This is a genomic window from Streptomyces sp. DI166, from assembly GCF_900091315.1.
Lineage (GTDB): Bacteria > Actinomycetota > Actinomycetes > Streptomycetales > Streptomycetaceae > Streptomyces > Streptomyces fuscus.
In genome coordinates, this window is sequence record NZ_FLSP01000087.1 from 1 (window position 1) to 20714 (window position 20714).

The following is a 20714-nucleotide window of genomic DNA, read 5'->3' on the forward strand; positions in this document are numbered from 1 at the left end:
CGTCGGCGCCGGGCACGAATTCCAGGAAGTAGTGCAGGACGGCGGGGATGATGCCGGCGGCGCCGTTGGTGGGAGCGGTGACGACTCGGCCGCCTGCGGCGTTCTCCTCGTTGACGGCCATGGCGTAGAGGGTGATCCACTCCATGGCGAGGGCCTGGGGGTCGCCCTCGGAGCGGAGCTTGCGGGCGGTGGTGGCGGCGCGGCGCTTGACGCGCAGGCCGCCGGGGAGGATGCCCTCGCGGGTCATGCCGCGCTGGACGCAATCGCGCATGACGCGCCAGATCTCCAGCAGGCCCGCGCGGATCTCGTCCTCGGTGCGCCAGGCGCGTTCGTTCTCCAGCATCAGGGCGGAGATCGACAGGCCGGTCTCGCGGGTGAGGCGGAGCAGTTCGTCGCCGGTGCGGAAGGGGTACTTCAGGACCGTGTCGTCGAGTTTGATGCGGTCGGCGCCGACCGCGTCCTCGTCGACGACGAAGCCGCCGCCGACGGAGTAGTAGGTCTTCGACAGCAGCTCGGTGCCGTCGGCGTCGTGGGCCCATATCGTCATGCCGTTGGCGTGGTACGGCAGGGCCTTGCGCCGGTGCAGGACCAAGGCGTCGGCAGCGAAGGGGATGTCGTGCTCGCCGAGCAAACGCAGCCTGCCCGAGGACTTGATCTCCTCGACCCGGTCGTCGGCCGTCTCCACGTCCACGGTGCGCGGCGAGGCGCCCTCAAGGCCGAGGAGCACCGCCTTCGGGGTGCCGTGGCCGTGGCCGGTCGCGCCCAGCGAGCCGTACAACTCGGCCCGCACGGTGGCCGTTCGGTGCAGTACGCCGTCCTGTCGCAGCCGGGCGGCGAACAGCCCGGCCGCACGCATCGGGCCCACGGTGTGGGAACTGGACGGGCCGATGCCGATGGAGAACAGGTCGAAGACGCTGATTGCCACGCCATGCTCCGTGGGAAGAGGCGGGGCGTGCCGCACGGTCCCGGCACGCCGCGCGGAACGGACTAACGGCCGGGGTACAGCGGGTGTTTGTCGGCCAGGGCGGTGACCCGGGCCTTGAGTGCCTCGGCGTCGTAGGACGGCTTCAGCGCCTCGGCGATCACGTCCGCGACCTCGGCGAAGTCCTCGGCCGTGAAACCGCGCGTGGCCAGCGCCGGGGTACCGATCCGCAGACCCGAGGTCACCATCGGCGGCCGCGGATCGTTCGGGACGGCGTTGCGGTTGACCGTGATACCCACCTCGTGGAGGCGGTCCTCGGCCTGCTGCCCGTCCAGCTCCGAGGCGCGCAGGTCGACCAGGAGCAGATGCACGTCCGTGCCACCGGACAGCACGTTCACCCCGGCCTCACGCGCGTCCGGCGCGGTCAGCCGCTCAGCGAGGATGCGCGCACCCTCCACCGTACGCCGCTGCCGCTCCCTGAACTCCTCCGAGGCCGCGACCTTGAACGAGACCGCCTTCGCGGCGATCACGTGCTCCAGCGGACCGCCCTGGAAGCCGGGGAAGACGGAGGAGTTCAGCTTCTTGGCGAACTCCTTGCCGCGGGCCAGGATGATCCCGCCGCGCGGCCCGCCGAGGGTCTTGTGGGTGGTGGAGGTGACCACATCGGCGTGCGGGACCGGGTTGGGGTGCAGCCCGGCCGCGACCAGACCGGCGAAGTGCGCCATGTCCACCCACAGGTAGGCGCCCACCTCGTCCGCGATCCGCCGGAACTCCGCGAAGTCCAGCTGCCGCGGGTACGCCGACCAGCCCGCGATGATCACCTTCGGGCGGTGCTCCTTGGCCAGGCGCTCCACCTCGGCCATGTCGACCAGACCGGCGTCGTCGACGTGGTAGGCGACCACGTCGAACTGCCTGCCGGAGAAGTTCAGCCGCATCCCGTGGGTCAGGTGGCCGCCGTGGGCCAGGTCCAGGCCCAGGATGGTGTCCCCGGGCTGGGCCAGCGCGAACAGCGCGGCCTGGTTCGCGGAGGCACCCGAGTGCGGCTGCACGTTGGCGTACTCGGCGCCGAACAGCTCCTTGACCCGGTCGATCGCGATCTGCTCGGCCACATCGACGTGCTCACAGCCACCGTAGTAACGGCGGCCGGGATAGCCCTCGGCGTACTTGTTCGTCAGCACCGAACCCTGCGCCTCCATCACCGCGACCGGCGCGAAGTTCTCGGAGGCGATCATCTCCAGGGTCGACTGCTGACGACGCAGCTCGGCATCGACCGCGGCGGCGACATCCGGGTCGAGCTCATGCAGGGACTGGTCGAACGAGGTCATCGGCTCTCTCCTCCGGTGCGGGCGTCGAGCTTGCTCAGGAGCCAGGTGTGGAACTCGCCGATGTGGTGCTCGCTGGGCACCAGGACGCCGCCCTTGGCGTACGCCTTGGAGGACATGGCGGGCTGGGTGCGCTCGCAGGCGTCGAAGTCCTGCTGGTTGACCCGGTGGAAGAGCTCCACGGAACGGTCCACGTCCTTGCCGCCCTCCACGACGTGCGGCAGGTACAGCCAGTCGCACTCGACGACCGTGCGGTCGGCCGCCATCGGGTACATGCGGTGGAGGATCACGTGGTCGGGCACGAGGTTGACGAAGACCTGCGGGCGGACGGTGATCGCGTAGTAGCGGCGGTCCTGGTCCTCGGCGACCCCGGGGATGCGGTCGAGTCCTTCGGAGCCGTCGACCGTGAAGCCCTGGATCTCCTCGCCGAACTCGGCGCCGTGGCCGACGTAGTACTGGGCCGCGTAGCCGTCCGCGAACTCCGGAAGCACCTCGGTGAGTTCGGGGTGGATCGTGGCGCAGTGGTAGCACTCCATGAAGTTCTCGATGACGAGCTTCCAGTTGGCCTTCACGTCGTAGGTGATCCGGCGGCCCACCTTCAGGTCCTCGATGCCGTAGCGCTCGATGGATTCCAGGTCACCGAGGCGTTCGACGATCGCGCCCTGTACGTCGGTCTCGAAGGAGGGCGGTTCGTCGGCGAGGCAGACCCACACATAGCCGAGCCATTCGCGCACGTGGACGCCCACCAGGCCGTACTCGGTGCGGTCGATGTCCGGCATGGAGGTCAGGTTGGGGGCGGCGACGAGCCTGCCGTCCAGACCGTAGGTCCAGGCGTGGTAGGGGCACTGGAAGGCGCGCTTGACCTCACCCGACTCCTCCAGGCAGAGCTTGGCGCCGCGGTGCCGGCAGATGTTGAGGAAGGCCCGTACGGAGCCGTCCCGGGAGCGGGAGACCAGCACGCTCTCGCGGCCCACCTGGTAGGTGCGGAAGGCACCGGGCCTGTCCAGGTCGGCGGCGCGGGCCACGCAGAACCACATGGCCTCGAAGATCCGCTCCTGCTCCTGGGCGAAGACCTCGGGGTCGGTGTAGTACTCGCCGGACAGCGTGGGGATCAGGCTGGGCGGCAGGTTCGTGAGGGTCATCGGGTCACCTTCGGGGAGTGTCGGACGCGCACGCGGCGAGGGTGGGTCTCCTTCAAGCGAAGTTGCGAATCATGCAACTACCTTCGCTATAAGCAACGATCGCTCAAACTGTCCCGTCGCGGACACCCACTGTCAAGAGGTGAAGTGGAACCGTGCGCCGCTCTTCCGCCCGCGCACGCGGGGGCCCTAGGGTGCGGAGGGGCGGAACGGCACCGGGAAGAGGGCCGATCGGCCCAAGTCATCCGCCACCCGTTGCGTATAGTTGCGCCATGAGCAACTACACCGCAGATAGCGAAACAGCGGCTCCCGCGGTGAACGGGGTGCAGTCCGTCGACCGCGCGGTCAGCGTCCTGGAGATCCTCGCCCGGCGCGGCGAGGCGGGCGTCAGCGAAGTGGCCGCCGAGATCGACGTCCACAAGTCGACCGCGTTCCGGCTGCTCGGCGCCCTGGAGGCGCGCGGACTGGTCGAGCAGGCCGCCGAGCGCGGCAAGTACCGGCTGGGCTTCGGCATCGTGCGGCTGGCCGGCGCGGTCACGGGACGGCTGGACATCACCCAGCAGGGCCGCCCGGTGTGCGAGCGGCTCGCCGAGGAACTGGGCGAGACCGTCAACATCGCGGTGCTGCAGGAGCACTACGCCGTCAACCTGTACCAGGTGCGCGGTCCGGGCGCGGTCGGCACCCACAACTGGGTCGGCCAGCTCACCCCGGTCCACGCCACGTCGAGCGGCAAGATCCTCCTCGCCCACCTCCCGGACAAGGAGCGCGCCGCGGTGCTCGCGGCCTCGGGCACGCGGAAGCTCACGGCGCACACCCTGACCACCAAGGCCAGGCTGGAGAAGGACCTCGCGCTGGCGCGCGAACGCGGGTACGCGGTGGCGCTGGAGGAGTTGGAGATCGGGCTGCACGCCATGGCCGCCCCGATCCGCTCCCGCGACGGCGAGGTCATCGCCGCGATCAGCGCCTCCGGCCCCACCTACCGCTTCACCGAGGAGCGCATGGCGGAGCTGGCCCCGGTACTGATCGAGGGCGCGGACGAGATCAGCCGCCGGATGGGCTACCTGGGCTGAGGCCTGGCCGGCGGCCGTCCTCGCTCAGACGTACTCCGTCGCCGCGTCGAGCAGCCAGTCCGCCAGATAGCCCGCGAACGTCGAGCGCACCAGCACCCAGAAGCCCGCCCGTGGTTCGTCCCGGGCGACCAGGACGACCTGGGTGCGGCCGAGCGTCGTCTGGGCGCAGCGTCCGGGGCCGAAGGCCCGTGGGTGCAGGTCGAGCGAGCAGCCGTGGGCGAGCAGGTCGTGCGCGCGCGGGCCGCTGACCAGGAGCGTGGTGCGCTGGGCGGACACGTCCACGACGGACACCGGCTCCTCCCCCGCGGCCTGCCGGACACGGCCCTCCAGCTCCTGCTCGCAGCCGGGCCGCCCGACCAGCAGCCACTCGTCCGGGCCGAGCCACAGTACGGTCAACTCCCCGGAGCGGACCACGGTGTTGGGCTGGAGGGGCAGTTGCAGGTCCAGGGCCAGCCCGACGGCCTCCGCCGCCGCGCCCTTGGCGTCGAGGCGCACGGTGAGCTGGGTCAGGAAGGGCAGCTCCGCGAGCCGGATCGCGCCGCGGGAGGCGCGGGTCGCGGCGGCCAGGCGGTCGGCGGCGTGGGACAGCGGGCTGCGCGGCAGGGCGGTGGTGGCGGCAGGCGTGGTCTCAGCCATCGCGGCGGGCTCCCTCGGGGTCGTAGAGGACGGGGCTCGCGACGGTCACCGGAACCAGTCGCTCGCCCACGGGGGCGTACAGGCGCTCGCCGATACGGTCCCGGCCGCCCTTGACCAGGGCGAGTGCGAACGTCCGGCCCAGGGCCGCGCTGCGGTAGCTGGACGTCACATGGCCGAGCATCGGCACGGGCGGGGCGGGCAGCACACTGGCGGCGATCAGATGGGTGCCCTCCGGGAGGAGGGTGCCGGGGTCCTCGGGGAGGAGTCCGACCAGGTGCTTGCGGTCGGGGCGGGCGGTGTCGGCGCGGGCGTAGGAGCGCTTGCCGATGAAGTCCCGCTTCTTCTTCGACACCACCCAACTCATGCCCAGGTCCTGGGGGGTCACGGTGCCGTCGGTGTCCTGGCCGATGATCGGGTAGCCCTTCTCGGCCCGCAGGACATGCATGGTCTCCGTGCCGTACGGGGTGATGCCGTACGGGGCGCCGGCCTCGTACACCGCCTCCCACAGCGCGAGTGCCCGCCACGGTGACACATTGATCTCGTAGGCGAGTTCACCGGAGAAGCTGATCCGGCAGACCCGGGCGGGGATCCCGGCGACGGTGGCGTCCCGCCACGCCATGAACGGGAAGTCCTCGTTGGACACGGCCAGTCCGGGCGCGAGGGAAGCGAGGATGGTACGGGACTTCGGGCCGACCAGGGCGACGGTGGCCCACTGTTCGGTGACCGACGTGCAGTGCACCCTCAGCTCCGGCCACTCGGTCTGCAGCCACTCCTCCATCCATTCCAGTACGGCGGCGGCGTTGCCGGTCGTCGTGGTGGTGAGGAAGCGGTCCTCGGCGACGCGGAGGACCGTGCCGTCGTCGAAGACCATGCCGTCCGGACGGCACATGACGCCGTAGCGGACCATGCCGACCTTCAGGGTGCTCATCATGTTGGTGTAGAGCCGGTCCAGGAAGACCCCGGCGTCCGGGCCCTGTACGTCGATCTTGCCGAGCGTGGAGGCGTCCATGAAACCGACGCTCTCCCGGGTGGCCCGGCATTCGCGCAGGACCGCGGCCTCCATGTCCTCGCCGTCCCGCGGGTAGTACCAGGGGCGCTTCCACTGGCCGACGTTCTCGAACAGCGCGCCGTGCGCGACATGCCACTCGTGCAGGGCGGTCGTACGGACCGGGTCGCTCAGCGTGCCCCGGTCGCGGCCCGCAAGCGCGGCGAAGGAGACCGGCGTGTACGGCGGGCGGAAGGTGGTGGTGCCGAGTGCCGAGATGTCCACGCCGAGCAGTTCGGCCACCACGCCGCTGGCCAGGACGCCGGAGGTCTTGCCCTGGTCGTTGGCGGTACCGGCCGTGGTGTAGCGCTTGGTGTGCTCCACCGAGCGCAGTCCGGCGCCGGTCGCGCGGGCCAGGTCGGCCACGGTGACGTCGCGTTGCAGGTCGACGAAGCGCGGGGCTTCGGCGGGGCCGCCGGGGACGACGTACACGTGCATGGGCGGGGTCGGGGTGGGCCGCGGGGGTACGTGCGGCAGGCTCGGTGTCCGCGGTGTGTAGCCCTCGGCCGCCACGGCCCGCGCCCCGGCCGCCGCGCCCTGTACGAGCGCGTCCGCCAGGTCGAACACCCCGCTCGCGGCGCCCGCCACCTCGGCCGCCTGGCGGCAGGTGTCGGGGACGAAGGTGCCCAGGGCCTCGTCGTGGCGGAGCTTGCCGCCGGACTGGCTGAACAGGTGCGCGACCGGGTTCCAGCCGCCGGAGACCAGGAGCAGGTCGGCGGCGAACTGGCGGCGGCCGGTGGCCTCTCCGTACGGTGCCACGGTCACGGCGGTGAGGCGGGCCCCGCCCTCCGTGCCGGTGACCGCGTGGCCGGGGAGCACCTCGATGCCGGCCGCTCTTGCCCGGTCGGCCCACTCGCCCGGGTCCGGGCGGGTGTCGACGATCGCGGTGACGCCCAGGCCGGCGTCGGCGAGGTCCAGGGCGGCCTCGTACGCGCTGTCGTTCGTCGTGAACACCACCGCGTGGCGGCCGGGGAGGGCGCCTTGGCGGTTGACGTGGGTGCGGGCCGAGGCGGCCAGCATGATGCCGGGGCGGTCGTTGTCAGGGAACGCGAGGGAGCGTTCGTGGGCGCCGGTGGCCAGGACCACGTGGCGGGCGCGGATGCGCCAGACGCGTTCGCGGGCCATGTGGGCGGGGGCTGCCGCGCCCAGGTGGTTGGTGCGGCGCTCCACCGCCAGGAGGTGGTTGTCGTCGTAGTAGCCGAAGACCGTCGTGCGGGGGAGGAAGCGGAACTCCGAGGCGGCTTCCAGGCGTTCGCGGGTCTGCTGGACCCAGTCGAGGTGTTCGGCCGTGCCGAGGAAGCTGCCGCCGGGTTCGGGGTTCTCGTCTGCGAGGACGACCCGGGCGCCGGTGCTCGCCGCCGCGGCGGCTGCGGCCAGGCCTGCGGGGCCCGCGCCGACCACGAGTAGGTCGCAGTGGGTGTGTACGGCGTCGTAGCGGGCCGGGTCGGGGGTGGTGGCCAGGCGGCCCTGGCCGGGGAGGCTGGTGGCGACGAGGCCGTCGTACAGCTCGACCGTTGTCGCGGGGAGCATGGGCTCGGGGAAGGGTTCCTCGATCTGGACGACGGCGTTGGGCTCTTCCGGGCCTGCGGAGAAGATGCCTCTGGGGCGGGCGAGTTTGATGCTGGTCGCTGCCGCGATGACGCCGTTGGCGAGGAGGGCGGAGGCGAGGGTGTCGCCCCTGTAGCCCTGGTACTCGGTGCCGTCGAAGGTGAAGGTGAGGGGGGTGCTGCGGTCGATTCGGCCGCGGGTGGGGTGGCGGAACGGCTGGGTTTCCTCGCCCCCGCCGCCCCTACCCGTTCCCGTCCCCTGGGGGCTGCCGCCCCCGGACCCCCGCTGGCCGGCCTGAACGGCCTCGCCCTCGAACGCCGGACGGGCTGGATCATGCTGACCGGCGTGAGAAGACACCGCCGAAACAGTCGGCCTCGGTTCCGATGTTTCCGGGCGTGTCTCGCCCGTTCTGTACACCGTCAGGATTTCGTTCGTCGACGTGTCCCGGACCGCGTTGAACCAGCGGCGGCAGCCCGCCGTGTGGGTCCAGCGTTCGGCGAAGGGGCCCTTGGGGTTGTCGCGGAAGAAGAGGTAGTGGGCCCACTCCTCGTCGGTGAGGGTGGACGGGTCCTCGGGGTAGGGCACATGGGCCTGGCCGCCGTAGTGGAACTCGGACTCGTCGCGGGGCCCGCACCACGGGCAGGGGATGAGCAGCATGGGTCGGCTCCAAAGCGTCCAGTGGTCCTAGTGGGCCACCGCGGCCGCGCCGTGCTCGTCGACGAGCGCGCCGGTGGTGAAACGGTCGAGCGAGAAGGGGGCGTTCAGGGGGTGGGGCTCGTCCTCGGCGATCGTGTGGGCGTAGACCCACCCGACACCCGGCGTCGCCTTGAAGCCGCCCGTTCCCCAGCCGCAGTTGAGGTACAGGTTCTCCACCGGGCTGAGGCCCACGATCGGTGAGGCGTCGGGGCTGACGTCGACGATGCCGCCCCAGGTGCGCAGGACGTGGGCGCGGGCGAAGACCGGGAAGAGTTCCAGGGCCGCCGACATCTGTTCCTCGATGATGTGGAAGGCCCCGCGCTGGGTGTACGAGGTGTACGCGTCGATGCCCGCGCCCATCACCAGCTCGCCCTTGTGCGCCTGGCTGACGTAGACGTGGACCGCGTTGGACATGACCACGGTCGGGTGGATCGGTTCCAGGAGTTCCGAGACCAGGGCTTGCAGCGGGTGGCTCTGCAGGGGGAGGTCGATGCCCGCCATCGCCGCGAGGACCGACGTGTGGCCCGCCGAGCACAGGGCCACCTTGCCCGCCGCGATCGGGCCCCGGGTCGTCCGTACGCCGACCACCCGGCCCCCGTCCACGTCCAGGCCCGTGACCTCGCAGTTCTGGATGATGTCGATGCCGGCCGCGTCCGCGGAGCGGGCCAGGCCCCAGGCGACGTAGTCGTGCTTGGCGATGCCGGCGCGGGGCTGGTAGGTGGCGCCCAGGACCGGATAGCGCACGTCCTGGGAGGTGTTGACGATCGGGCAGACCTCCTTGACGCCGTCCGCGTCCAGCCATTCCGCGTCGACGCCGTTGAGCCGGTTGGCCTCCACGCGGCGCACGCTGTCGCGGACGTCCTGGAGGCTGTGGGCGAGGTTCAGCACGCCTCGCTGGGAGAAGAGGATCGGGTAGTCCAGCTCGTCGGCCAGGCCCTCCCAGAGTTTCAGGGCGTGCTCGTAGATGCCGGCGCTCTCGTCCCAGAGGTAGTTGGAGCGGATGATCGTGGTGTTGCGCGCCATGTTGCCGCCCGCCAGCCAGCCCTTCTCCAGTACGGCGACGTTGGTGATGCCGTGGTTGCGGGCGAGGTAGTGGGCGGTGGCCAGGCCGTGGCCGCCGCCTCCGACGATCACCACGTCGTACGAGCGCCTGGGGTCGGGGTTGCGCCAGAGGAAGTCGGGGTGGTCGGGGAGGTCGGCGCCGGGGGTGCGGGGGCTCATCGGACGGCTCCCTCGGTCAGCGGGGTCGGGTTCATAGGGCGTTCGCGTTTCTCTCGGCGGCCTCGACGACGTTGGCGAGCAGCATCGCCCTGGTCATGGGGCCCACGCCGCCGGGCATCGGGGCGAGCCAACCGGCGACCTGGGCGGCGTCCGGGTGGATGTCGCCGACCAGGCCCTGGTCGGTGCGGGTGATGCCGACGTCGAGGACGGCGGCGCCGGGGCGCAGCATGTCCTTGCCGACCAGGCCGGGCGAGCCCGCGGCGGCGATGACGATGTCGGCCTCGCGGACGTGCCAGGCCAGGCCCTTGGTGCCGGTGTGGCAGAGGGTCACGGTGGCGTTCTCGGAGCGGCGGGTGAGGAGCAGGCCGATGGGGCGGCCCACGGTGATGCCCCGCCCGATGACGCAGACGCGTGCTCCGGCGATCGGCACCCGGTACCGGCGGAGCAGTTCGACGATGCCGCGCGGGGTGCAGGGCAGGGGCGCCTCGACGCCGAGGGCGAGTCGGCCGAGGTTGACGGGGTGCAGACCGTCGGCGTCCTTGGCCGGGTCCATGCGTTCCAGTACGGCGTTGGCGTCCAGGTGGCGCGGGAGCGGGAGTTGGACGATGTAGCCGGTGCAGGCCGGGTCGGCGTTGAGTTCGTCGATGACGTCCTCGACCTGGCGCTGGGTGGCGTCGGCGGGCAGGTCGCGGCGCAGGGAGGCGATGCCGACCTGCGCGCAGTCGCGGTGCTTTCCGGCGACGTAGGCGTGGCTGCCGGGATCGTCGCCGACCAGGACGGTGCCGAGGCCCGGCGGGCGGCCGGTGGTGGCGGTCAACTTGGCGACGCGCTCGGCGAGTTCGCGGCGGATGTCGGCGGCGGTCGCCCTGCCGTCGAGCAGTTGCGCTGTCATCGGTCTCCCCCGGTCAGCCGCGCAGTCGGGACATGGTCGGGTCGAACAGGGGCTCCTCGGCGACGACGGCGTCGATCCGCTGATCGAAGTAGCCGATCCGGACGGGCGTGCCGGGGCTGGTGAGTTCGGCGGGCAGCCAGGCGTACGCGATGCCCTTGCCGATGGTGTAGCCGTACGCGGCGCTGGTGACATGGCCGACCGCGCGCCCGGCGTCGTACACGGGCTCCTTGCCGAGCACGACGGCCTGCGGGTCGTCGATGGTGAGGCAGGTGAGCCTGCGCCGCACGTCGGCCTTGCGGCGCTCCAGGGCCGCCTTGCCGATGAAGTCGGGCTTGTCGGGCTTGACGGCGAAGCCGACGCCGGCCTCGTAGGGGTCGTGCTCGTAGGTCATGTCGGTGCCGAAGGAGCGGTAACCCTTCTCCAGGCGGAGGCTGTTGAAGGCGCCGCGTCCCGCGATGACACCGCCGAGCGGCCGGGCCGCCGCCCACAGCGTGTCCCACAGCTTCAGGCCCTGGTCGGCGGTGGTGTACAGCTCCCAGCCGAGTTCGCCGACGTAGGACAGGCGCATCGCGGTGACGGGGACGCTGCCGATGTAGGCGCGCTTGGCGCGGAAGTACTTCAGGCCGTCGTTGGAGAAGTCCTCGTCGGTGAGCGGCTGGAGGACCTTGCGGGCCAGCGGGCCCCACAGGCCGATGCAGCAGGTGCCGGGGGTGATGTCGCGGACCTGGACGCTGCCGTCGGCGGGCAGGTGGCGGCGCAGCCAGTCGAGGTCGAGGTTGCCGTTGGCGCCGACCTGGAACAGGTCGCGTTCCAGGCGGGCGACGGTGATGTCGCTGCGGATGCCGCCGTCGTGGTCGAGGAGCAGGGTGTACGTCACCGAGCCGACGGACTTGGCGACCTTGCCGGTGACCAGGCGCTCCAGGAAGTCGGCGGCGCCGGGGCCGGTGACCTCCAGGCGCTTGAGGGCGGTCATGTCGTACATGGCGACGGTCTCGCGGGTGGCCTGCGCCTCCGCGCCGACGATCGGCGACCAGTACTGGGCGGCCCAGTCGTTCGGGGTGGGGATGGAACGGCCCTCCACGAGGGCGGCGTTGGCCTCGTACCAGTGCGGGCGCTCCCAGCCGTTCGCCTCCAGGAAGAAGGCGCCGTGTTCCTGCTGGCGGACGTGGAAGGGGCTGATGCGGATGGGGCGGGGGTCGCCGGAGGGCTGGAGGGGGTGGAGGATGTCGTAGACCTCGACGAAGTTCTGGCAGTCGCGGGCCAGGACGTACTCGGGGGCGAGCTGGTGCGGCTCGAAGCGGTTGATGTCGCATTCGTGCAGGTCGAAGGACGAGCAGTAGCCGTCCACGAGCCATTCGGCCATGGCCCGGCCGACGCCCGCGGAGTGGGTGACCCAGACGGCCTCGGCGACCCAGAAGCCCTTGAGGTCCGGGGACTCGCCGAGCAGCGGGAAGTTGTCGGTGGTGAAGGAGAACAGGCCGTTGATGCCCTCCTCGACCTTCGCCTCCTTGGTCGCCGGGAGCAGGGACTGGGTCTCGGCCCAGGCGGGCTCGAAGTCCTCCTCGGTGAACTTCAGGACCGAGGGCATCTCGTCGGCCTCGTCGAAGGAGAGGATGTCGTCGGCGGAGATCGGCATGGGGCGGTGGCCGTAGTAGCCGATGCCGATGCCGTCGAAGCGGTCGCGGTAGTACAGGTCCGCGTCCTGGTGGCGCAGGATCGGGCGGACGGCCTCCTCGGTCTGTCCGGCGAGGGCGGGGACCGGGCCGGTCCAGGCGAGCTGGTGGGCGAGCGGGGTCAGCGGCAGGTTCATCCCGGCCATGCGGGCGATGCGCGGTCCCCAGATGCCGGCGCAGCACACGACGATGTCCGCCTCCAGGTCACCCCGGTCGGTGCGGACGCCGGTGACCTCGCCGTCGGCCTTGAGGATGTCGAGGACCTCGTGGCGGGCGAGGAAGCGCACCCCGCGCTCGGTGGCGCGGCGGATCTGCGCCTCGACGGCGAGCACGGCCTTGGCGAGGCCGTCGGTGGGCACGAGGAGGCCGCCGAGGACCTTGTCGCGGTTGACCAGCGGGTGCCGCTCCACGCACTCGTCAGCGGTCAGGATGCGGGCCTCGACGCCCCAGGCGGAGATCCAGCCGTGGCGGCGGTGCAGTTCCGCCAGCCGCTCCGGGGTGGTGGCCACTTCGAGGCCGCCGACCTGGAGGAAGCAGGGCTTTCCGTCCACGTCGAGGGAGCAGAACTTCTCGACGGTGTAGCGGGCCAGCTCGGTCATGGTCTTGGAGGAGTTGGTCTGGAAGACCAGGCCGGGGGCGTGCGAGGTGGAGCCGCCGGTGGCCGGGAGGGGGCCCTGGTCGACCACGGTCACTTCGGTCCAGCCTCGCGCGGAGATCTCGTCGGCGAGAGCCGCGCCCACGACTCCCGCTCCGATGATGACCACTCGGGGTCCCGCCATCGCCGCACCTCCGGTTGAGTTGCTTTGTGCGCAACATGATTCAGGTTGCGCAACTCAATGTGCCCGCCGCGCAGGTGGGTGTCAAGAGGTCCCGTGACGTCGGAGAACGCCCCGGGAAAGGGCGATGAACGCCCCGGAAAACGGCGATGCCCGGCGGGCGGTGCGCATCCGCGCGCACCGCCCGCCGGGCCTGCGTGAAGGTCTCGGAGAGGGTTACTTGATCCAGGCGTCCACCTTGTCGCGGTTGGCCTCGACCCACTTCTTGGCCGCGGCCTCGGGGGCCATCTTGTCCACCGCGATGTACTTGGCCACGATGTTCTGGTCGTCGTTGGTCCAGGTGAAGTTCTTCACCAGGTCATAGGCCGGGCTGCCGGACTTGGCGAACTTCGCGCTGACGATCTTGTCGAGCTTGTAGACCGGGTAGTCGCAGGCGATCTTCTCCGGGTCGGCGTCGCAGCCCTCGGTGTACTCGGGCAGCTTGACCTTCTTCAACGGCACCTCGGACATGAACCACTGCGGCTCGTAGAAGTAGCCGATCACCCATTCCTTGTCCTTCTCCGCCTTGCGGAAGGCCTGGATGAGCGCGGTCTCGCTGCCCGCGTACACGACCTTGTAGTCCAGCTTCAGGTTGGTCACCAGCGCCTCGTCGTTGGTGACGAACGACGGATCGCCGTCGAGGAGCTGGCCTTTGCCACCCGACTCGGACGTCCGGAACTCGGCCGCGTACTTGTTGAGGTTCTTCCAGTCGAGGATGTCGGGGTGCTCCTCGGCCAGCCACGGCGGTACGTACCAGCCGATGAGCCCTTCGTTGCCGGTCGGGCCCGCGTCGACGGCGGTCTTCTGGTCGGTGATGTACTTCTTCTTCAGGTCGTCGTGGCCCCAGTTCTCCACGACGGCGTCGACCTCACCGGTGCCGAAGCCCTGCCAGGCGATCTCCTCCTTGAGATCCTTCTGCTTGACGTCGCAGCCCAGGTACTCGTCCGCGACGTACGCGATGACCGCGGCGTTGGCCTCGTAGCCCACCCACGGGTTGACCGCGAGGTTGAAGGTGCCGCACTCCCCGGAGCTGCCCGAGCCGCCCGCCGAGTCCTCACCGACCTTCGCGCCGCCGCAGGCCGTGAGCGTGAGGCCGAGGACCGCGAGGCCGGCCGCGCCCGCTCTCCAGTGTCTTGCCATGGTGTGGTGCTCCTTATGCGCTGGTGCGGCGAGCCGCTGCCTGTGTGATCCGGTCGAACATGACGCCGAGAAGGACGATGGCGAGCCCCGCCGCGAGCCCCTTCCCGTACAACTGGCCCTGCGAGAAGCCGGCCACGACGTCGTAGCCGAGGGCGCCCGCGCCCACCAGGCCGCCCACCACCACCATCGACAGCACGTAGATCAGGCCCTGGTTGGTGGCGAGGGTCAGGGCGCCGCGTGCCATCGGCAGCTGGACCTTGGTGATGATCTGCCAGGTGTTGCACCCGGCGGAGGTGGCCGCCTCCACGGTGGTCTCGGGCACCGCCCTGATGCCGTCCGCGATGATCTTCATGGCGACGGGGGCGCCGTAGACGACCGCGGCGACGATGGCCGTGAAGCGGGTGGCGCCGAACAGGGCGAGGAACGGCACGAGATAGACGAACGGCGGCATGACCTGGGCCGCGTCCAGGCTGGGCCGGATCAGCCGGTCCGCCAGGGCGCTGCGCCCCATCCACACACCGAAGACGATGCCGAGCGCCATCACCAGCACGGTCGCCACCAAGGTGGAGGCGAGCGTGGTCATGGCGTCCGCCCACAGTCCGGTGCCGACCAGCAGCCCGACGCAGACGACCGTGGTGATGCCCGCGCGGACGCCGCCGAGCACGACGGCCAGCGTGATCAGCACCGCGCCGACGAGCCACCAGGGTGAGTCGGTGAGCAGCGTCTGGAACGGGTTGAGCAGTCCGTTGGTGACGGCGTCGCGGAAGGCGTTGGTGAGCCCGGAGAGGTTGTCCTGCGCCCAGGTGGTCACGGAGTCCGCCCAGCGGGCGATGGTGCTTCCGAGACTGCCCTCGCCGGGGAACTCGGCCGCCCACAGGTAGGTGTGCGAGAGGTAGATCAGTACGGCGGTGACCGCCGCGCCGGCGCCCAGCAGGGGGCGGCGCCAGGCCGCGAGGCGGGGGTCGGAGCGGCGGGCGGCCTCCTCGCGGACGCTCGCCGCCGTGGTGACCCGGTCCAGGACGATCGCCATGACGACTATGGCCAGCCCCGCGTTGAAGGCGGTGCCGACGTCGAGCGACTGGAGGGCCTGGACGACGGTCTTGCCGAGGCCGGGCGCGTCGATCAGGGCGGCGATGGTCACCATGGCGAGGGCGGCCATGATGGTCTGGTTGACGCCGAGGACCACGGTCCGCTTGGACATCGGCAGCAGCACCTTCAGCAGGGACTGCCGGCGGGTGGCGCCGAGCGAGTCGGCCGCCTCGACGGTCGTGGTCGGCACGTTGCGGATGGCGTGCGCGGTGATGCGGATGGCGGGCGGGGCCGCGTAGATGACAGTGGCGATGGTCGCGGAGGCGCCGCCGATGAGGAAGAACAGGGTCAGCGGGGCCAGGTAGACGAAGGTCGGCATCGTCTGCATGAAGTCCAGCAGGGGCGTGATGACCCGGTTGACCCGGTCGGACAGCCCCGCCCACACGCCGAGCGGGATCGCGAAGAGCAGGGCGACGAGGACCGCGGAGAGGGTCAGCGCCAGGGTGTCCATGCTCTCCTGCCACAGGCCCTGCAGGCCCATGAAGGTGAAGCCCGCGACGGCCAGCAGGGCGACCCGCCAGTTGCCGACGGCCCAGGAGACGTATCCGGCGATGCCGATGACGCCGAGCCAGCCGATCTGCGGGACCGGGCGCCCCGCGGCGGGTTGGGAGATCAGGTCCTGGACGAAGGTCACCAAGGTGTCGATGACCAGGCGGATCTCATTGAAGAAGTAGAGGAAGAGCGGGTTGGAGTTGCGGTTGGCGCCGATGGAGTCGTTGACGTCGTTGATCCAGCGGTGCAGATCGGTGAGGTCGGCCGCGCCCAGGGAGAGGGTGTGTCTGCCGCGCAGGATCGCGAAGAGCAGCAGCCACAGGGCGATGACGGCGCCGACGACCATGGGGCGGGTGACCTGGCGGGTGCGCTCGGCCGGACCGTCGGGTTCGGTGTCCTGCGCGGTGCCGGGTTTCTCCATGACGACGGTCATCGGACGCCGCCTTCCCGCCCTGCCACGACCGCGAGGATCTCCTCGTCCCCGACGATGCCGAGCAGTTCGCCGTTCTCCACGACCTTGACCGGCTTGTCGGCGGAGAGCACCGCCCGGGTGGCCTCCTTCACCACCACGTCCGGGCCGAGTTCGGGGCCGTCGAGTGCGTCGCCGTCCTCGGCGGGGCGCATGATCCAGCGCAGGGTGAGGACGTCGCCGCGCGGCACGTCCTTGACGAACTCGCGGACGTAGTCGTCGGCCGGGGCGCCGACGAGTTCGTCGCCGGTGCCGCACTGGACCATCTTTCCGTCCCGCATGATCAGGATGCGGTCGCCGAGCTTGAGCGCCTCGGAGAGGTCGTGGGTGATGAACACCATGGTCTTGCCGACCTCGTGGTGCAGCCGGATGACCTCGTTCTGCATGTCGCGCCGGATCAGCGGGTCCAGCGCCGAGAACGGTTCGTCGAAGAACAGCACGTCCGGGTCACCGGCCAACGCCCGTGCCAGGCCCACGCGTTGCTGCATACCGCCGGACAACTGGGCGGGGTAGGAGTTCTCGTAGCCCGCGAGGCCGACGAGTTCGACGACCTCCATGGCCCGCTTCACGCGCTCGGCGCGGCCCATGCCGCGGATCTCCAGGCCGAACGCCACGTTGTCGACGACGCGGCGGTGCGGCAGCAGCCCGAAGTGCTGGAAGACCATGGAGAACTTGCGGCGGCGCAGCTCGCGCAGGCGTGCCGCGTCGGCCTTGCGGATGTCCTCGCCCTCGAAGACGACCTCGCCGGCGGTGGGTTCGATCAGCCGGGTCAGACAGCGCACCAGGGTGGACTTGCCGGAGCCGGACAGACCCATCACGACGAAGACCTCGCCGGGCGAGACGTCGAAGTGCACGTCGCGCACGGCAGCGGTACAGCCGGTACGGTCCATCAGCTCGCGGCGGGTGAGGCCGCACAGCTCCTCGGAGTCCGGTACCTGGTCGGCCTTGGGACCGAACACCTTCCACAGCCTGCGCACGGAGATGACCGGGGTGGAGCCCGAGTCCTGGGACGTGCCGCGCCGCTGCGGCACCTCGGTCTGTGTGGTCACGTTCGACCTTCTTTCGGCGTTCAGCCGCTGAACCAGTGCTGCGGCCGGGGTCGGATGTTCTGCCAGATGTGCTTGGGCTCTCGGTACTCGTTCAGGCCGGTGGGTCCCAGCTCACGGCCCACGCCCGAGTGCCCGAAGCCACCCCATTCCGCTTGCGGCACATAGGGGTGGTAGTCGTTGATCCACACCGTGCCGTGGCGCAGCCGCCGGGCGACCCGCTGGGCCCTTCCGGCGTCCCCGGTCCACACGGCTCCGGCGAGCCCGTAGTCGGTGTCGTTGGCGATGCGTACGGCGTCGTCCTCGTCGGTGAAGCGCTCCACGGTGAGCACGGGTCCGAAGGACTCCTCGTGCACCACGCTCATGTCCTGCCGGCACTCGTCGAGCACGGTGGGCGGGTAGTAGTGGCCGCCCGCCAGCGCCGGGTCGTCGGGCCGGGTCCCGCCGCAGCGCAGGACGGCGCCCTCGGCGAGTCCGGCGGCGACATAGGCCTCGACCTTGGCCAGGTGCTGTGCGGAGATCAGCGCGCCGGTCTCCGCGTCGGGGTCGAAGGGGCCGCCGAGGCGGATGGCGCGGGCCCGGCGGACGACCTCGTCGACGAAGCGGTCGTGCAGGCTGTCCTCGACGATCAGCCGGGCACCTGCCGAGCAGACCTGCCCGGAGTGCAGGAAGACGGCGGTGAGCGCGAAGTCGACCGCGGTGTCGAAGTCGGCGTCGGCGAAGACGATGTTGGGGTTCTTGCCGCCGAGTTCGAGAGCCACCTTCTTCACGGTCGCGGCGGCGGTGGCCATGATGCGCCTGCCGGTGTCCAGGCCGCCGGTGAAGGAGACCATGTCGACGGCCGGGTCCTCGGCGAGCGGGGCGCCCACCTCGGGGCCCGCGCCGAGCACCAGGTTGGCGGCGCCTGCCGGGATGCCCGCCTCCTCCAGTGCCCGCATCAGCAACACGGAGGTGGAGGGGGTGAGTTCGCTGGGCTTGAGGACGATCGTGTTGCCCGCGAGGAGGGCCGGGGCGACCTTCCAACTCGCCTGCAACAGCGGGTAGTTCCAGGGGGTGATGAGCGCGCACACCCCGACCGGTTCGTAGACGACGCGGCTGACGGCGTCGTCGCGGCCGGTGTCGATCACGCGTCCGGCGTCGGTGCCGGCGAGTCCGCCGTAGTAGCGGAAGCAGGAGACGACATCGGCGATGTCGTACTCGCTCTCCACCAGCCGTTTGCCGGTGTCCAGGGACTCGGCGCGGGCGAACACCTTGGTGTCGCGCTCGATGATGTCGGCGGTGCGCAGCAGCAGTGCGCCGCGCTCGCGTTCGGGGATGTGCGGCCAGGGCCCCGTGTCGAAGGCCCGGCGGGCCGCGGCGATCGCGGCCTCGGCGTCGGGGCGGGTCCCCTCCGAGACCGTCGCGGCGAGCGTGCCGTCGGCCGGGCAGCGGATCTCGCGTCGTCCGCCGGCCACCGGGTCCCGCCATTCGCCATCCACGTACAGGTCTGCCACGCGACGGGCCTTTCCCTGAGGATTCGTTGCGCATCGTGCACCCGATTGCTTGTGGTGGAACACAGTGGCGAATGAACAGGGCAGCGTCAAGAGGTCGGCCGATGACGATTTCGCCATGCTGCCCTTTACCTGCCCACCCTTGACCGCGCGAGACACCGAGCCGACCATGTTGCGTATCGCTCATCAAGTTGTGCATTACGCACCGACGGAGGTCGCCCATGTCCCCTCGTCCCCAGCCCGGCCGTGAGTACGTCCTGACCCTCTCCTGTCCCGACAGCGCGGGACTGGTGCACGCCGTGAGCGGCTTCCTCGTCAGGAACTCCGGAAACATCCTGGAAAGCCAGCAGTTCGACGACCGACTCCAGGGCCGCTTCTTCATGCGGGTGCACTTCGACGTCTCCGACCCCGACCTCCACCTGGACGGCCTGCGCGCCCGCTTCGGCCCCGTGGCCCAGGCGTACGCCATCTCCTGGAACCTGACGGAGGCGGCGACGCCGACCCGGACGCTGATCATGGTGTCGAAGTTCGGGCACTGCCTGAACGACCTGCTCTTCCGCGGGCGCACCGGCGCGCTGAACATCGAGATCCCCGCGATCGTCTCCAACCACCGGGACTTCGAGAACCTCGCGGAGACCTACGGCGTCCCCTTCCACCACATCCCGGTGACCAAGGAGACCAAGCCCGAGGCCGAGGCGCGGCTGCTGGAACTGGTACGTGAGCTGGACATCGACCTGGTGGTGCTGGCCCGCTACATGCAGATCCTCTCCGACGACCTGTGCAAGCAGTTGGAGGGCCGGGCCATCAACATCCACCACTCCTTCCTCCCCAGCTTCAAGGGCGCCCGCCCCTACGAGCAGGCCTATCAGCGCGGGGTGAAGCTGGTCGGCGCGACCGCGCACTATGTGACGCCGGACCTGGACGAGGGGCAGATCATCGAGCAGGACGTGGTCCGGGTGGACCACTCGCTGGACCCGGGCGAGCTGGTCACGGTCGGCCGGGACGTGGAGGCGCAGGTGCTGGCGCACGCGGTGAAGTGGCACAGCGAGAGCCGCGTCATGGTGGACGGCAACCGCACGGTCGTCTTCCGCTGAGACAGCTGAGACATACGAGCCGTACGGCGAGGGCGGGACCGGAGCTACCGGTCCCGCCCTTGTGCGTGCCGAGGTTCAGCCGCCCAGCCGGTCCAGCAGCGCCCGGCGCCACCGCTCGGTCTCGGCGATCTGGTTGAAGGTGAACAGGTGCAGCCCGGCCACGCCCGAGGAGGGCGCGGTGAGCGCGTCCCGCGCCCGGGTCAGCAGCCGCTCGGGCGCGTACCCGCCGGGCGCGGCGAACCGCAGGAACCACGAGGGGTGCCGGGTCAGGAACCGCGTCGACTCCCCCACCCCTATCTTCGTGGCCATGGCGAGCAGCTTGGCCCGCTGCACCGGCCCGGCGACGCCCACGTGCACGGGCAGCTCGACCTGCCTGCGTCGTATACGAACCAGCCACTCCCCCAGCACCCGCGGGTCGAAGCAGAGGTTGCTGACGATGTACGTGGCGTGCTCGCGCTTGTCCCACATCGCCTGGACGGTGATGTCGTCGTCGATGATCGGATGGCTCTCGGGGTAGCCGGTGACGCCGACGCGGGCGAAGGGGCTGCCCAGCTCGCCCAGTCTGCGCAGCACCGGCAGCGCCCCGTGGAAGTCACCTGCGGGCGGGTCGGCGTCCCCGGCCGGGAGGAAGACGTCGTCCACGCCCGCCTCCCGCAGCCGGCCCGCGACCTCCTTCAGATGGGCGTCGTCGCGCAGCAGCCGCGCGGGCACGTGCGGGACGACCCGGTAGCCGTGCCCGGCGAGCCGGGTCGTGAGGGCCAGGGTCGGTTCCAGGCCCTTGACCGGCGACGCCGTCACGGTGACGACGACGTCGCGCGGCACATGGGCGAGGACCTTCTCCTCGGTGGCCTTCGCGGGCAGCACTTCGTAGCGGACGCTGTGCAGCAGCGCCCGGAGTCCTTCGGTCGCCAATGC

15 protein-coding genes are annotated in these 20714 nt (G+C 70.8%); 2 read left to right on the top strand and 13 right to left on the bottom strand.

Annotation, left to right across the window (positions count from 1 at the left end; genetic code table 11):
* From GA0115233_RS31585 to GA0115233_RS31595, 3 genes are all read right to left on the bottom strand, one after another.
* The coding region (locus GA0115233_RS31585; RefSeq protein WP_093723745.1) for an L-serine ammonia-lyase at nucleotides 1–925 on the bottom strand (925 nt) is incomplete at its 3' end.
* Nucleotides 926–987: 62 nt separating this feature from the next.
* The gene (gene glyA / locus GA0115233_RS31590) at nucleotides 988–2247 is read right to left on the bottom strand and encodes a serine hydroxymethyltransferase (protein ID WP_093723746.1); all 1260 of its coding nucleotides are present in this window, start codon (nucleotides 2245–2247) and stop codon (nucleotides 988–990) included.
* Entirely contained in the window at nucleotides 2244–3386 is a 1143-nt protein-coding gene (locus GA0115233_RS31595) for an aromatic ring-hydroxylating oxygenase subunit alpha (protein ID WP_093723747.1), read from the bottom strand. Before GA0115233_RS31595 ends, glyA begins: the two co-directional genes overlap by 4 nt.
* Nucleotides 3387–3655: 269 nt before the next feature.
* Between GA0115233_RS31595 and GA0115233_RS31600 the strand changes: the two genes are divergently transcribed.
* Nucleotides 3656–4453, top strand: coding sequence for an IclR family transcriptional regulator (locus GA0115233_RS31600; RefSeq protein WP_093723748.1), 798 nt, complete (start codon nucleotides 3656–3658; stop codon nucleotides 4451–4453).
* 24 nt (nucleotides 4454–4477) lie between these two features.
* Here the strand turns inward: GA0115233_RS31600 and GA0115233_RS31605 are convergent, their stop codons facing one another.
* From GA0115233_RS31605 to GA0115233_RS31645, 9 genes are all read right to left on the bottom strand, one after another.
* A complete protein-coding gene (locus GA0115233_RS31605) occupies nucleotides 4478–5089 on the bottom strand; it encodes a sarcosine oxidase subunit gamma (protein WP_093723749.1) in 612 nt (203 codons plus the stop codon).
* Nucleotides 5082–8339 (bottom strand): sarcosine oxidase subunit alpha family protein, encoded by a 3258-nt coding sequence (locus GA0115233_RS31610; protein ID WP_093723750.1) that lies wholly within the window; start codon nucleotides 8337–8339, stop codon nucleotides 5082–5084. The genes GA0115233_RS31605 and GA0115233_RS31610 overlap by 8 nt, the downstream gene beginning before the upstream one ends.
* 27 nt (nucleotides 8340–8366) lie before the next feature.
* Nucleotides 8367–9599, bottom strand: a complete 1233-nt coding sequence (locus GA0115233_RS31615) for a sarcosine oxidase subunit beta family protein (protein ID WP_093723751.1) — start codon at nucleotides 9597–9599, stop codon at nucleotides 8367–8369.
* A 31-nt stretch (nucleotides 9600–9630) separates the two neighbouring features.
* A complete protein-coding gene (locus GA0115233_RS31620; RefSeq protein ID WP_093723752.1) occupies nucleotides 9631–10491 on the bottom strand; it encodes a bifunctional methylenetetrahydrofolate dehydrogenase/methenyltetrahydrofolate cyclohydrolase in 861 nt (286 codons plus the stop codon).
* A gap of 13 nt (nucleotides 10492–10504) precedes the next feature.
* Nucleotides 10505–12943 (bottom strand): GcvT family protein, encoded by a 2439-nt coding sequence (locus GA0115233_RS31625; protein ID WP_093723753.1) that lies wholly within the window; start codon nucleotides 12941–12943, stop codon nucleotides 10505–10507.
* A 213-nt stretch (nucleotides 12944–13156) separates the two neighbouring features.
* On the bottom strand, nucleotides 13157–14119 hold the full coding sequence (locus GA0115233_RS31630) for an ABC transporter substrate-binding protein (RefSeq protein ID WP_093723754.1): 963 nt from the start codon (nucleotides 14117–14119) through the stop codon (nucleotides 13157–13159).
* Between the two features lie 13 nt (nucleotides 14120–14132).
* Nucleotides 14133–16133: an ABC transporter permease gene (locus GA0115233_RS31635; protein WP_093723755.1), complete on the bottom strand. Its 2001-nt coding sequence runs from the start codon at nucleotides 16131–16133 to the stop codon at nucleotides 14133–14135.
* Nucleotides 16130–17218, bottom strand: a complete 1089-nt coding sequence (locus tag GA0115233_RS31640) for a quaternary amine ABC transporter ATP-binding protein (protein WP_093723756.1) — start codon at nucleotides 17216–17218, stop codon at nucleotides 16130–16132. The genes GA0115233_RS31635 and GA0115233_RS31640 overlap by 4 nt, the downstream gene beginning before the upstream one ends.
* Before the next feature lie 20 nt (nucleotides 17219–17238).
* A complete protein-coding gene (locus tag GA0115233_RS31645) occupies nucleotides 17239–18708 on the bottom strand; it encodes an aldehyde dehydrogenase family protein (RefSeq protein WP_093723757.1) in 1470 nt (489 codons plus the stop codon).
* A gap of 218 nt (nucleotides 18709–18926) precedes the next feature.
* Between GA0115233_RS31645 and purU the strand changes: the two genes are divergently transcribed.
* On the top strand, nucleotides 18927–19799 hold the full coding sequence (gene purU / locus GA0115233_RS31650; RefSeq protein ID WP_093723758.1) for a formyltetrahydrofolate deformylase: 873 nt from the start codon (nucleotides 18927–18929) through the stop codon (nucleotides 19797–19799).
* A 75-nt stretch (nucleotides 19800–19874) separates the two neighbouring features.
* Here the strand turns inward: purU and GA0115233_RS31655 are convergent, their stop codons facing one another.
* Nucleotides 19875–20711 carry a 5,10-methylenetetrahydrofolate reductase gene (locus GA0115233_RS31655; protein WP_093723759.1) on the bottom strand — a complete coding sequence of 279 codons (837 nt, stop codon included), beginning with the start codon at nucleotides 20709–20711 and terminating at the stop codon, nucleotides 19875–19877.
* Between the last annotated feature and the right edge of the window lie 3 nt (nucleotides 20712–20714).

Bases quoted from the DNA above. Each gene is read 5' to 3' on its own strand.
- GA0115233_RS31600 (WP_093723748.1), top strand. From the start codon at position 3,656: ATGAGCAACTACACCGCAGATAGCGAAACAGCGGCTCCCGCGGTGAAC.
- purU (WP_093723758.1), top strand. From the start codon at position 18,927: ATGTCCCCTCGTCCCCAGCCCGGCCGTGAGTACGTCCTGACCCTCTCC.
- GA0115233_RS31595 (WP_093723747.1), bottom strand. From the start codon at position 3,386: ATGACCCTCACGAACCTGCCGCCCAGCCTGATCCCCACGCTGTCCGGC.
- GA0115233_RS31635 (WP_093723755.1), bottom strand. From the start codon at position 16,133: ATGACCGTCGTCATGGAGAAACCCGGCACCGCGCAGGACACCGAACCC.
- GA0115233_RS31615 (WP_093723751.1), bottom strand. From the start codon at position 9,599: ATGAGCCCCCGCACCCCCGGCGCCGACCTCCCCGACCACCCCGACTTC.
- GA0115233_RS31605 (WP_093723749.1), bottom strand. From the start codon at position 5,089: ATGGCTGAGACCACGCCTGCCGCCACCACCGCCCTGCCGCGCAGCCCG.
- GA0115233_RS31630 (WP_093723754.1), bottom strand. From the start codon at position 14,119: ATGGCAAGACACTGGAGAGCGGGCGCGGCCGGCCTCGCGGTCCTCGGC.
- GA0115233_RS31610 (WP_093723750.1), bottom strand. From the start codon at position 8,339: ATGCTGCTCATCCCCTGCCCGTGGTGCGGGCCCCGCGACGAGTCCGAG.
- GA0115233_RS31625 (WP_093723753.1), bottom strand. From the start codon at position 12,943: ATGGCGGGACCCCGAGTGGTCATCATCGGAGCGGGAGTCGTGGGCGCG.
- GA0115233_RS31620 (WP_093723752.1), bottom strand. From the start codon at position 10,491: ATGACAGCGCAACTGCTCGACGGCAGGGCGACCGCCGCCGACATCCGC.
- glyA (WP_093723746.1), bottom strand. From the start codon at position 2,247: ATGACCTCGTTCGACCAGTCCCTGCATGAGCTCGACCCGGATGTCGCC.